At 70.0% G+C, this 12946-nt stretch carries 10 protein-coding genes; 2 read left to right on the forward strand and 8 right to left on the reverse strand.

Going from position 1 to position 12946, the window contains the following annotated elements:
* Positions 1-10 precede the first annotated feature (10 nt).
* The 7 genes from IDM46_RS09595 to IDM46_RS09625 all read right to left on the reverse strand — a co-directional run bounded on the left by IDM46_RS09595 (position 11) and on the right by IDM46_RS09625 (position 9828).
* Positions 11-823 (reverse strand): ferritin-like domain-containing protein, encoded by an 813-nt coding sequence (locus IDM46_RS09595; RefSeq protein ID WP_185115595.1) that lies wholly within the window; start codon positions 821-823, stop codon positions 11-13.
* A complete protein-coding gene (gene purF / locus IDM46_RS09600; RefSeq protein WP_185115569.1) occupies positions 820-2292 on the reverse strand; it encodes an amidophosphoribosyltransferase in 1473 nt (490 codons plus the stop codon). The genes IDM46_RS09595 and purF overlap by 4 nt, the downstream gene beginning before the upstream one ends.
* A 64-nt stretch (positions 2293-2356) precedes the next feature.
* The gene (locus tag IDM46_RS09605) at positions 2357-3457 is read right to left on the reverse strand and encodes an SPOR domain-containing protein (RefSeq protein WP_185115570.1); all 1101 of its coding nucleotides are present in this window, start codon (positions 3455-3457) and stop codon (positions 2357-2359) included.
* Between the two features lie 31 nt (positions 3458-3488).
* Positions 3489-4799 (reverse strand): bifunctional tetrahydrofolate synthase/dihydrofolate synthase, encoded by a 1311-nt coding sequence (gene folC / locus IDM46_RS09610; protein WP_185115571.1) that lies wholly within the window; start codon positions 4797-4799, stop codon positions 3489-3491.
* Positions 4800-4809: 10 nt separating this feature from the next.
* A complete protein-coding gene (locus tag IDM46_RS09615; RefSeq protein WP_182820393.1) occupies positions 4810-5454 on the reverse strand; it encodes a histidine phosphatase family protein in 645 nt (214 codons plus the stop codon).
* Positions 5451-7541, reverse strand: a complete 2091-nt coding sequence (locus tag IDM46_RS09620; RefSeq protein ID WP_223878069.1) for a S46 family peptidase — start codon at positions 7539-7541, stop codon at positions 5451-5453. Before IDM46_RS09620 ends, IDM46_RS09615 begins: the two co-directional genes overlap by 4 nt.
* A 193-nt stretch (positions 7542-7734) precedes the next feature.
* Positions 7735-9828 carry a S46 family peptidase gene (locus IDM46_RS09625; RefSeq protein WP_185115596.1) on the reverse strand — a complete coding sequence of 698 codons (2094 nt, stop codon included), beginning with the start codon at positions 9826-9828 and terminating at the stop codon, positions 7735-7737.
* A gap of 227 nt (positions 9829-10055) precedes the next feature.
* Here IDM46_RS09625 and tdh point away from each other — a divergent pair, with 227 nt between their 5' ends.
* Together tdh and kbl are read left to right on the forward strand one after the other, a co-directional pair.
* Positions 10056-11087 (forward strand): L-threonine 3-dehydrogenase, encoded by a 1032-nt coding sequence (gene tdh / locus IDM46_RS09630; protein ID WP_182823600.1) that lies wholly within the window; start codon positions 10056-10058, stop codon positions 11085-11087.
* Positions 11088-11163: 76 nt separating this feature from the next.
* On the forward strand, positions 11164-12357 hold the full coding sequence (gene kbl / locus IDM46_RS09635; protein ID WP_223877951.1) for a glycine C-acetyltransferase: 1194 nt from the start codon (positions 11164-11166) through the stop codon (positions 12355-12357).
* Between the two features lie 25 nt (positions 12358-12382).
* On the opposite strand, the gene IDM46_RS09640 is transcribed toward kbl, so the two are convergent.
* The gene (locus IDM46_RS09640; protein ID WP_182820391.1) at positions 12383-12886 is read right to left on the reverse strand and encodes a hypothetical protein; all 504 of its coding nucleotides are present in this window, start codon (positions 12884-12886) and stop codon (positions 12383-12385) included.
* Positions 12887-12946 lie beyond the last annotated feature (60 nt).

The following is a 12946-nucleotide window of genomic DNA, read 5'->3' on the forward strand; positions in this document are numbered from 1 at the left end:
CCGCCAGCGATCAGCCCGAAATCTGTACCAGCGCCGCCAGCTCGTTCTCGCTGAAACCCGCCGCGCTGCGCGCATCGACGTTGAACGGCCCGTGCAGCACCGCGCGCGCGTACTCGACCAGCAATGCGCGGAAGCGCGGCTCCGGATCGATGCCCTCGCGCTCGCAGCACCAGCGGAACCAGCGGCTGCCGGCGGCCACGTGCGCGATCTCCTCGCGCAGGATCACCTCCAGGATGTCGGCCGTCGCATGGTCGCCCAGCGCGCGCAGCTTCACGATCATCCCAGGCGTCACGTCCAGCCCGCGCGCCTCGAGCACCCGCGGCACCAGCGCCATGCGCGCCAGCACGTCGTGCGCGGTCTTCTCGGCCATTTCCCACAGCCCGTTGTGCGCGCCGAAATCGCCGTAGTCGAAGCCCATCGCCTGCAGGCGCGTGCGCAGCATCGTGAAGTGCCGCGCCTCGTCGTCGGCCACCATCACCCAGTCGGCGTAGTACTGCGCCGGCATGCCGCGGAAGCGATAGACCGCGTCCCAGCCGAGGTCGATGGCGTTGAACTCGATGTGCGCGATCGCGTGGATGAACGCCGCGCGCCCCTCATCGCTGCCGAAGCCCCTGCGCGGCAACTCGCGCGGGTGCACCAGGCGCGGGCGCGGCGGGCGGCCGGGCATCGCGATGGGCCGTGGCGCTGGCGCGTCGGCATCGATCGCGAACCCGCCGATCCGGAACGCGTCGGCAGCCGCGTGCGTCGCGGCCACCTTGTCCTCCGGGGAGGCCGCGGCGAGGCAGTCGCGCGCGTGGTCGAACAGCGAGGCGCCCACGCTCAGGCGCCGACGCGGCGCTTCTTCTTCGCCTCGTCGGAGCGCAGCTGGCGCAGGCGCTCGAAGTAGCCCGGCTCGATGCCGGTCACGTACTCGCCGCTGAAACAGGAGCTGTCGAACTTCTTGCCGGGGAACTTGTGCCCGGCCACCGCGGATTCGAGGTCGGCGAGGTCCTGGTAGACCAGCCAGTCGCAGCCCAGCAATTCCTCGATCTCCTTCTCGCTGCGGCCATTCGCCACCAGCTCCTCGACCGACGGCATGTCGATGCCGTAGATGTTCGGATAGCGCACCGGCGGCGCCGCGGAGGCCAGGTAGACCTTGCGCGCGCCGGCATCGCGCGCCATCTGCACGATCTGCCTGGACGTGGTGCCGCGCACGATGGAATCGTCCACCAGCAGCACCACGCGGTTGCGGAACTCGAGCGGGATGGGATTGAGCTTGCGGCGCACGGATTTCGCCCGCTCCACCTGCCCCGGCATGATGAAGGTGCGGCCCACGTAGCGGTTCTTGATGAAGCCCTCGCGGTACTTCACGTTGAGCACGTTGGCGAGCTCGAGCGCGGAATCGCGCGAGGTGTCGGGGATCGGGATCACCACGTCGATGTCGTGGTCGGGCCGCTCGCGCAGGATCTTCTCGCCCAGCGTCACGCCCATGCGCATGCGCGCCTTGTGCACCGAGATGTTCTCGATCATCGAGTCCGGGCGCGCGAAATACACGTATTCGAAGATGCACGGCGCATGCTCGGCCGGCTCCGCGCACTGCCGCGCATGCAGCTCGCCGCGCGCGGTGATCACGATGCCCTCGCCCGGCGCCACGTCGCGCAGGTGCTCGAAGCCAAGGATGTCGAGCGCCACGGATTCCGAGGCCACGCAGTATTCGGTGCCTTCCGCGGTCTCCCGCTTGCCGAGCACCAGCGGGCGGATGCCGTTGCGGTCGCGGAACGCGACCAGGCCCAGCCCGAGCACCACCGCCACCACGGAAAACCCGCCCTTCGCACGGCGCATCACGCCTTCCACGGCATCGAACGCGGTCTCCGGCGACAGCGCGCGGCTGCGGTCGAGCTCATGCGCGAACACGTTGAGCAGGACCTCGGAATCGGACTGGGTGTTGACGTTGCGGCGGTCGGTCTCGAACACTTCGCGGCGCAGCGCGTCGGTGTTGACCAGGTTCCCGTTGTGCGCCAGCGCGATGCCGAATGGCGAATTGACGTAGAACGGCTGCGCCTCGTCGCTGCCCTCCGAGCCCGCGGTCGGGTAGCGGCAGTGGCCGATGCCCACGCGGCCATCCAGCAGCGCCATGGCGCGCGCATCGAAGACATCGCGCACCAGGCCGTTGCCCTTGTGCACGCGCAGCTGGGTGCCAACCGCGGTGGCAATGCCCGCGGCGTCCTGGCCGCGGTGCTGGAGCACGGTCAGGCCGTCGTACAGCGCGGGTGCGACTTCAGTGGTGCCAACGATGCCGACGATGCCGCACATGGGGTCCTGCCAAGGTCTGGAATGGAGCGATGGAAAGGATCAGCCGAAGGGTCGACCGCAGGACTCAGGGATGCGCGCGCACCAGGCCGTCGATGCCCTGCGAAGACTTGATCCGCGCCTTGAGCTGGTCCGCTTCGGCGCGGGTGAGCACCGGACCGGCCTTGACGCGCGTGAGTGCGCCCTTGTCGGTCTGCACGGTGTCGGTGAATGCACCGATGCCGGCAGCCCGAAGGCGGTCACGCAGCGCCTGCGCATCCGCGGCGTTGCCGAACGCGCCGAGCTGCACGGCGAAACCGGTGCCGGCGGCGGCGGCGGGTGGCGTGGCGGCGGGCGCGGGCACCGCGGAAACTGTGGAGGGCGTGCTGGCCGCCGGCTTCGCCGGTGCCGGAGCCGTGGCGACTGGCCTGGCCGCGGGCGTGGCGGACGGGCGCGCGTCGAGCGCGACCACCTGCGCCTGCGCACGCGAACCGATGCCGCCGGCGGTGATGCGCGCCGATTCGGCGTCCGCGCGCGAGGCGTAGGGACCGATGCGCACGCGCCAGGCGTCGCGACCGTTGACCGTGGTTTCCTCCACGTAGCCCGGCAGGCTGGCCTTGCGCAGGCGATCGACGACCGCGCCGGCGTCGGCGCGCGTGGCGTAGGCGCCGAAGCTCACCACGTAGTCGCCACCGGCAGTGGCGGCCGGCAGGCGCTGCGCGGGCGCGGCGGCGACGGGCTTTGGCGCATCCACGGGCTTCGCTGCCGCGACTGCAGGGGTTACAGCCGGCGTGGGAACCACAGCCGCGGCTGGCGCTGCGGCAGCGGCCGCGGGATCGGGCGGCAGCGGCGTTGCCACCACGCCGTCTTCCTCGACCAGCGGCTGCGCGCTGGACAGGTCGGCGGCGTCGTCGGAGCGTGCGCCCGCGGGCGTCGGCGCAGTGGCGGTGTCGACCGTCGCCAGGCTGCCGTCATCGGCGAGCAGGCCTGCGCTGCTGGTGGCATTGGGCACCACCAGCGGCAGGTCGCGCGTTGCGTACTGGCCGCCGGGCGCCGACGGCACCTGCAGCGACAGGTCGGACACGCCGCTGTCCGGGGCCGGGCCCTGGACAAGCATCGGCAGGAAGATCACCGCAAGCGCGATCAGCACCGCGGCGCCGATCAGGCGCTGTTTCAGTCCGGAATCCATATGCGCTCGAAGCGACAAGGGGGCGTGCGAATTATACGCCGCCACCCGCGCGGGCTTCTGAACCCGTGCCCGCCAGCCATGCCAGCGCGGCCGCGGCGACATGGAACGAGCCGAAGGCCAGCACGCGATCGCCGGGGGAGGCCTGGGCGATTGCGGCGGACAATGCGGCGGCGACATCGGCATGGTGCGTGCCGTCGATGGCCGCGGTGCCGACCAGGCGCGCGGCGAGCGCATCCGCATCGCCACCGCGAGGGCCGGCCTCGGCAAGTCCGGCGAGGTACCAGGCATCGACCTGCGACGCCAGCGCATCCACCACCCCGGCGGCGTCCTTGTCGACGAGCGCGCCATATACCGCGTGCGTGCGCCCACCCTGCCCGGCCTGCGTGCGCAGCCAGTCGCCCAGCGCGCGCGCCGCCTGCGGGTTGTGGCCCACGTCCACCAGCACCGTCACGCCGCCGCGTCCGAACCGCTGCAGCCGCCCGGGAATATCGGCCGCTGCGACGCCACGTGCCCAGGCGTCATCGTCGATGTCCACGTCCAGCGCGCGCAGTGCCGCGATCGCGGTCGCGGCATTGCGCAGCTGTGTCGGCGCCGCCAGCCGCGGCATCGGCAGCGCGAGCTCGAAGCCGGGCTCGCGCCACCACCAGCCCGGGCTGCCGTCGTCGTGCAGGCCGAAGCGGAAGTCGCTGCCGCCGCGGATCGCCGAGGCGCCGATGGCGTAGGCATGGCCGAGCACACTGGACGGCGGATCGTCCTCGCCCAGCACCAGGGGCTTCCATGCGCGCGCGATGCCGGCCTTCTCGCGCCCGATCGCCTCGCGGTCGGCGCCCAGCCAATCCTGGTGGTCGAGATCGACGGTGGTGACCACGGCCACGTCGGGGTCGACGATATTGACCGCGTCGAGCCGGCCACCCAGGCCGACCTCGAGCACCGCGAGGTCCAGGCCGGCGCGCTCGAACAGCCACAGCGCCGCCAGGGTGCCGTACTCGAAATAGGTCAGCGTGGTGTCGTGGCGCGCGGCCTCGACCGCCTCGAACGCCCGCACCAGCGCGGCATCGCCGGCATCGGCACCGTCGATGCGCACGCGTTCGTTGTAGGCGAGCAGGTGCGGCGACGTGTAGGCGCCGACGCGCAGGCCGCCGGCGCGCGCGATGGCCTCGATGAACGCCACCGTGGAGCCCTTGCCGTTGCTGCCGGCGACGGTGACGACGTGCGTGGCCGGACGCCCCAGCTGCATATGTGCCGCGACCGCGCGCACGCGGTCCAGTCCCATGTCGACGGCCTGCGGGTGCTGGCCCTCGATATACCGGAGCCAGTCGCCCAGGCTGCGCGTAGTGGTCATCGCGGGGTGCTCAGAGGGCGCGGTGCACCGCTTCGCCGAACAGCAGCGTGTGATGCGCGCAGTCGTTCAGGCGCACCACGTCGAGATGCTCGACGTCCGGGCCTTCGAGGAGGTTGAGCGTGGCCGGCGCCTGGCGGAACGTCCACAGCCGGAACAGCGGCAGGCCGAGCACGCGGCACAGCAGCACGCGGTTCACCGCGTCGTGCGACACCACCAGCAGCGTGTCCTCCGGGCCGAGGCCCTCGCAGGCATTCGCCAGCGCCGGCCAGGCGCGCGCCAGCACCTGCTTGAGCGACTCGCCGCCCGGCATCTGCACCTTGTCGGGGGTGTCACGCCAGGCAGCGAGGCGTTCGGGATCGGACTCGCGGATCTCGCTTGCCAGCTTGCCTTCCCAGCTGCCGTGGGCGATTTCCATCAGGTCGTTGTCGACCTCCAGCATGTCCGCGCGCGCGTCGCCGAGCGCGAGGCGCGCGGTGTCGTAGGCGCGCCCGAGCGGCGACGCCACGGCGCGCGCGATGCGCACGTCGTGCAGGCGCTCGCCCAGGCGCAGCGCCTGCTTGGCGCCGGCATCGGACAGCGGGATGTCTTCCTGGCCCTGGTAGCGGCCTTCCCGGTTCCAGGTGGTTTCGCCGTGGCGGGCGAGCAGGATCCTCACGGCTTGGGCGTCAGGCCGAGTTCCGCCAGCACGCGCGGCGCCGGATAGACCTCCTGCATCACCCAGCGCATGTAGCGCTGGTCCACCGAGATCATCCGCGTCATCACCGGATCGAACACCCAGTTGGACGCCACCGACTCCCAGTTGCCGTCGAACGCCAAACCCACCAGCTGGCCGCGTGCATCCAGCACCGGCGACCCGGAGTTGCCACCGGTGATGTCGAGGTCGGAGAGGAAATTCACCGGGACGGTCTTCAGGCGACGGTCGGCCAAGCCGCCATAGCGCTTCTCCGCGATCGCCTCGAGCAGCGCGGGGGGCGCGTCGAAGGGCTCCTCGCCGGTCGCCTTGGCGGCCACTTCTTCCAGCTTCGTGAAGGGCTGCTGCGGCGTGCCGTCAAGCTTGGTGTATGGCTTGACGTTGCCGAACGTGATGCGCAGCGAGGAGTTGGCATCGGGATAGACAAACTCGCCCTTGCTGGCCTTGTAGTCGGCGATCGCCTGCAGGAACACCGGGCGCGCCTGCAGGGCGTCGCCGGCCTGCGTCTTGCGCTCGGCCTCGAGCGCGAGCAGCGTGGGCATGACCGCCACCGCGTAGCGGATCGCCGGATCCTTGCTGCGCTCGAAGGTCTTGCGATCGGCCTTCAGCCAGGTCATGCGCGCATCGGCATTGGTCAGCTCGCTGCGGTTGACACGGTCCAGCGTGCGCGTGATCGCCTTGGCGTCGGTGCCGCCCAGCCAGGTATCGAGCGCCTCGACGTGCTGGTCGGCCGGCAGCTTCACGTATGCGTCCAGCCAGTACTGCTGCAAAGCACGATCCATGCTGGTCACGTAGCGGCGATCCATCTGCCGGATGGCGCCCTCCAGCGTCGGCAGGTCACGCTCCTGGTAGCCCTGCTCGCGCTCGGCGTCGGGCTTCTCGCGCTCGATCGCCAGGCGGTAGCTGCGGATCGCCGCCGACAGCAGGCCGGTGCCGTTGAACTGGCCGAACACCAGGTCGCGCTCGCGCGTGGCATTGCTTGCGGCCTCGAGCTCGAGCAGGCGCGCGTGGGCGTCGATGGCCGGCTTGCCGGCCTCGCCCTGTGCGGCGGCCCATGCCAGTACCCCGGCCTCGGCCGCCTGCTTGGTGGCCAGCGCGCCGGTGCGCTCGAAGCCGGCCAGCTGGCCGTCGTAATTCTTGTAGACGTTTTCCCAGCCGCGCATGGTGCTGGCGTACTTCACCTCGATGTCCGGGTCCGACTCGCCGGCCTTGGCCACCAGCGCCTGCAGCGCCTTGTAGTGGCGGCTGATGGTCGGGTACGTCCAGTCCTGCGTGGCCTGGAACTCGCTGGCCAGCGCATAGCGCGCGGTGCGGCCCGGGTAGCCGGCCACCATCACGAAATCACCCGCGCCCAGCGGCTTGTCCGCGAACTTCAGCCAGCGCTTGGGCTGGAACGGCACGTTGTCCTCGGCGTAGGCCGCCGGCTTGCCGTCCTTGCCGACGTAGGCGCGATAGAACGCGAAGTCGCCGGTGTGGCGCGGCCACATCCAGTTGTCGATCTCGCCGCCGTAGGCGCCGATGCTGCCCTGCGGCGCGTACACCAGGCGCACGTCGCGGATCTCGAGGTTCTTGAACAGGCGGTAGGTATTGCCGCCGGCAAAGCTGTAGAGGCGGCAGCGGTAGCCGGCGTCGGCTTCGCAGGCGGCGACCAGCGACTTTTCGATCGCATCCAGCGCCCTGGTGCGGCCGATGGCGTCCGGCGCGGCGGCCACGGCAGCCTGGACGCGGTCGGTGACGTCCTCGATCGCCTCCAGCGCGTAGATGCGCGAGGTCGGGCCCGCGCTCAGCTCGTCACCGAGGGCCGCGGCGTAGAAGCCGTCGCGCATCAGGTTGTTCTCGGGCGTCGAGTTGAGCTGGATCGCGCCGTAGGCGCAGTGATGGTTGGTGGCGACCAGGCCCTGCGGCGAAACGAAGCTCGCGGTGCAACCGCCCAGCGAGACCACCGCGCCCAGCGGGTCACCGGTCAGGTCGGCGAGCTGGTTGGCATTGAGCTTCAGCCCGGCCTTCTTCAGCGGTCCGGCGATCTCCGGCAGTTGCTGCGGCACCCACATGCCCTCGCCCGAGTGCACGGGGAAGGCGACGGCGGCCGTGGCGGCTGCGGCGGCGGCCGCGAGGAAGGTCTTGCGCATGGATGGATCCCGGATAGCCAGTGAAGGGGGGAGTTTAGCCTCCCCCGCCGCGGCCTGGACCCTGCCGGTTGGCCCGGTTGCCCGCGCCGGGTCGATGGCGGCCCGGCCGGCCCGCTCAGTCCGCCTGGTCGAGTGGAAGCCCCATCTCACGCAACAGCTGCGGCGCCGGGTAGACGCGCGCCATCAGCCAGCGCATGTAGCGCGCATCCACGTGGATCGCGCGCTTGTAGCGTGGATCGAACATCCAGCTGGCGCTGACCGCCTCCCAGTTGCTGTCGAAGTTCAGGCCGATCAGGCGGCCCTTGGCGTCCATCACCGGCGACCCCGAGTTGCCGCCGGTGGTGTCGAGGTTGGTCAGGAAATTGACGGTCTGCGTGCCCAGCACCGGATCGACGGTGGCGCCGAAGTCACGCCGCGCAATGGCGGCCAGCAGCGGCGCGGGCGCGTCGAACGGCGCCTCGCCGGTGTGCTTCTCGACGATGCCGTCCACCGTGGTGAGCGGCGTGTAGTGCACCGCGTCGCGCGGCGCCAGCGCGCTGACCTGCCCGTAGCTCACGCGCAGCGTGGAGTTGGCGTCCGGGTACAGCGCCCTGCCCTGCGCCGCGGCATGGCCGGCCAGCGCACGCATGTACGCCGGGCGCAGGCGCAGCAGCTCGCCGTCGCGCGCCTTGGTTTCGTCTTCCAAACGCAGCTCGGCCGCGAGCAAGGTGGCCGCGGCCTGCATCAGCGCATCGGTCGATGCCTGCACCTCGGCCGACGGCGCCGCCAGCAGCTGCAGGCGCACGGCTTCGTCGCCGAGCGTGGTGCCTGTGTACAGCGCGTCGAGGGCCTTCGCCGCGGCGGCATCGTTGCCACCGAACACCGTATCCACCTCGACAATGCGCTGGTCAGCCGGCAGCGCGTGATAGCGCGCCAGCAAGGTGGCCAGGATGGCGCGCTCCACCGCCGGGTCGTAGCGCCGCTGCGCCTGCTTCAACGCGGCCTCGACCAGCGCTTCGTCGCGCTGCTGGTAACCGCTCTCGCGCTCCGGGTCGGGCTTGGCGCGCTCCAGTGCCAGGCGTTGCAGCTGCAGCGCCGACTTCAGCAGCTGGGTCTGGCCGCGCAGCATGGCGAACAGCTGGTCGCGCTCGCGGGTGGCGCGCGCCTGCGCGATGACCTGAATGGCCGCTTCGATGTCGTCGCGGCTGGACTTGGCATCCGGCTGCTGCGCCAGCCAACCGAGTACCGCCGCCTCCTCCGCGCGCCGCACCGCGACGGCGTCGCTGCGCTGCAGGCCGTCGAGTTCACCCTGCGCGCGCTTCAGCGTGTTCTTGATGCCGGCAACATGCGCGGCGTAGCGTACGGTGGCCTCGGCGTTGCCCGCGCTGGCGCGTTCGATGGTCTCCAGCAGGGCCGCGTTGAGGGCGACCCGCGAAGGAAGCTGCCACTCCACCTGGTCGGCGAACTCGGCGGCGGTGCGGTGGCGGAACGTCCGACCCGGGTAGCCGGCGAGCATGGCGAAATCGCCCTCGGCGATCGGATCGGTGGACACCTCCAGCCACGCGGCCGGCGTGTACGGCACGTTGTCCACCGCGTACGGCGCGGGCTTGCCGTCCCGGCCGACATAGGCGCGGTAGAAGGCGAAATCACCGCTGTGGCGCGGCCACATGAAGTTGTCGATCTCGTCGCCGTAGCTGCCGATCGCGTCCGGCGGTGCATACGCAAGGCGGATGTCCTTCAGTTCCAGCTGGCGCACCAGGTGGAACTCGCTGCCGTTGTACATGTTGGCCACGCTGCAGCGGTAGCCGGGCTCGGCCTCGCACTCGGCGACAACGGCCTTGCTGGCGGCGTCGATGGCATCGTAGTACGCGCGTCCGCGCAGGCCGCTGGCCGCGCCCAGGATCCGCTCGGTGACCGGCTCGAAGCGGTCGGTCACCAGCACCCGCGCGCCCGGGCCGGCGGACACCTCGTCGGCGGGCGTCGCGGCGTTGAAACCGTTGACGATGAGGTTGTTCTCCGGCGTCGAATTCAGCTGGATGGCGCCGTGCGCGCAATGGTGGTTGGTGACCACCAGGCCACGCGGCGACACGAAGCTCGCGGTGCAGCCGCCCAGCGACACCACCGCGCTCATCGGATGCTTGCCGAGGTCGGCGAGGTCCCTTGGATCGCCCTTGAAGCCGGCGGCCTCCATCTGCGCGGCCACCTGCGGCAGCTGCGACGGCATCCACATGCCTTCGTCGGCCAGGGCGGCGGCGGGAAACAGGGCGGCGGCAAGTGCGACGGGCAGCAGGCGCAGGATCACGGGCATTCCTCGGAGCAGGCATAAAGCCCGCGACCTTAGGCGCTGGCACCCGCGGTGGCAAATCCCGCACACGCGTCGCTGCATGTGCCGGCGGTACAATCGCGCTTTCGATCGCACGCCACAGGCCCGACATGTCGCAGACCGCACCCGCCGTCATCCCCACCACCATGAAGGCGCTGGTCAAGCGCGAAGCCGGCAAGGGCATCTGGATGGACGAGGTGCCCGTGCCCGTCCCGGGCGCGAACGAGGTGCTGATCAAGCTCGAGAAGACCGCGATCTGCGGCACCGACCTGCACATCTACCTGTGGGACGAGTGGAGCCAGCGCACCATCAAGCCCGGCCTGGTGATCGGCCACGAGTTCGTCGGCCGCATCGTGCAGATCGGTCCGGGCGTGGGCGGCTACACCCTCGGCCAGCGGGTGTCGGCCGAGGGCCACATCGTCTGTGGACACTGCCGCAACTGCCGGGCCGGAAAGCAGCACCTGTGCCCGAACACCGTCGGCATCGGCGTGACCCGCGACGGCGCGTTCGCCGAATACATCGTCATGCCGGCCACCAACCTGTGGCCGATCCCCGACCAGGTGCCCAGCGAACTCGCTGCGTTCTTCGACCCCTACGGCAACGCCGCGCACTGCGCGCTCGAGTTCGACGTGGTCGGCGAGGACGTGCTGATCACCGGCGCCGGCCCGATCGGGGTCATGGCGGCCGGCATCTGCAAGCACATCGGCGCGCGCAACGTGGTGGTCACCGACGTCAACGACTACCGCCTGAAGCTCGCCGCCGACATGGGCGCCACGCGCGTCGTGAACGTGGCCCAGCAGTCGCTCAAGGAGGTCATGGCCGACCTGCACCTCGAAGGCTTCGACGTAGGCCTGGAAATGAGTGGCAATCCACGTGCTTTCAACGACATGCTCGACTGCATGTACCACGGCGGCAAGGTCGCCCTGCTCGGCATCCTGCCGCAGGGCGCGGGCATCGACTGGGACCGCATCATCTTCAAGGGGCTCACCGTGCAGGGCATCTACGGCCGGAAGATGTACGAGACCTGGTACAAGATGACGCAGCTCGTGCTGTCGGGGTTCCCGCTGCACAAGGTGCTCAGCCACCAGCTGCCGGTCGACGAGTTCCAGAAGGGCTTCGACCTGATGGAATCGGGCAAGTCGGGCAAGGTCGTACTGAGCTGGTAACCGGCATTGTGTCGCGCGAGACAGGCGGCACTGCCGCGCCAGCGCGACCTGCATCCCCAACATCGAGGAGTGTCCCGTGTCACTCACCGCACGCTACAGCGAAACCCTGGCCGAGATCCGCGAGCAGGGCCTGTTCAAGGCCGAGCGCATCATCACAAGCCCGCAGTCGGCCGAGATCGAACTCGAAGACGGCCGCACTGTGCTGAACTTCTGCGCCAACAACTACCTGGGCCTGGCCGACCACCCGGACATCATCGCCGTGGCCAAGGATGCGCTCGACACGCACGGCTTCGGCATGGCCTCGGTGCGCTTCATCTGCGGCACGCAGGACCTGCACAAGCAGCTCGAGAAGACGATCGCGGACTTCTTCGGCAAGGAGGACACGATCCTCTATGCAGCCTGCTTCGACGCCAATGGCGGTCTGTTCGAGCCGCTGCTGGGCGAGGAGGACGCGGTCATCTCCGATGCGCTCAACCACGCCTCGATCATCGACGGCGTGCGCCTGTGCAAGGCGAAGCGCTACCGCTTCGCCAACTGCGACATGGGCGATCTTGAAACCCAGCTGAAGCAGGCCCGCGCCGATGGCGCGCGCACCATCATGATCACCACCGACGGCGTGTTCTCGATGGACGGCTTCATCGCGCCGCTCGACCAGATCACCGCACTGGCGGCGAAGTACGACGCACTGGTGCACATCGACGAGTGCCATGCGACCGGCTTCCTGGGTGCGACCGGCCGCGGCTCCGCCGAGGTCAAGGGCGTGCTGGACCGGATCGACATCATCACCGGCACGCTGGGCAAGGCGATGGGCGGCGCTCTGGGTGGCTTCACCACCGCGAAGGCCGAAGTGGTGGAGATGCTGCGCCAGCGCTCGCGGCCCTACCTGTTCTCCAACTCGCTGCCGCCGCACGTGGTCGCGGCCGGCACCAAGGCGTTCGACATGCTGGCAGCGGCCGGCGACCTGCGCGAACGCCTGGTCGACAACACGTGCTACTTCCGCGAAAAGATGATCGCCGCGGGTTTCGACGTGCGGCCGGGGACGCACCCGATCAGCCCGGTGATGCTGTACGACGCCAAGCTTGCGCAACGCTTCGCCGAGCGGCTGCTGGAGGAAGGCATCTACGCGATCGGCTTTTTCTTCCCGGTGGTGCCCAAGGACCAGGCGCGCATCCGCACGCAGATCTCCGCGGCGCACACGCGCGAGCACCTTGATCGTGCAATCGACGCGTTCACCCGCATCGGGCGCGAGCTTGGCGTTCTGAAGACCTGAACGCCGCCGCGGGCGACGCCCGCGATCAGTCGGGGGTAGCGCTGCCTTCGGCCGCTTCGGGCGGAGGCGGTTCGACCACGGGAGCCGCCGCGCCACCGCGCGCAACGCGCACGCCACGCGACTTCATCCAGGCGTCGAACTCATCGGCGGTCATGCGCTTGCCGTTCTGGTTCATGTCGAACCGCCACGGCGTGTTGTCGAATTCGGTCTTCGGCTTGTACGCGCCGGGATCATCGGGGTTGGCGACGCTGGGCGCGGGCACCGCGATGGCCACGTTCCGGCAGCCCTCGATGCGCTGGCGGAGCAGCACTTCCTCGACTGTCTGCGATTCGTCGTAGGCATAGGACAGCACGCCGCTGTTGCCTCCGAGGAGATAGGACGGCGCGACCAGTTCCTGCGCGAGCGGCGCGAGTACGGTGATGCGCGACGTGGACGGGTTCGACGCCGCCAGGCTGGCGCAATCGATCGCCGCATGGGCCATCCCGGGGACGGCCAGGCCGGCCACCAACAACATTGCTGCACGCTTCATGTGGGCTTTCCTCCTGCTGCGACGCGAAGTGTAGCAGTCCCTGAAAGCACGAAGCCCGGC

Source organism: Luteimonas sp. MC1825 (genome assembly GCF_014764385.1).
Lineage (GTDB): Bacteria > Pseudomonadota > Gammaproteobacteria > Xanthomonadales > Xanthomonadaceae > Luteimonas.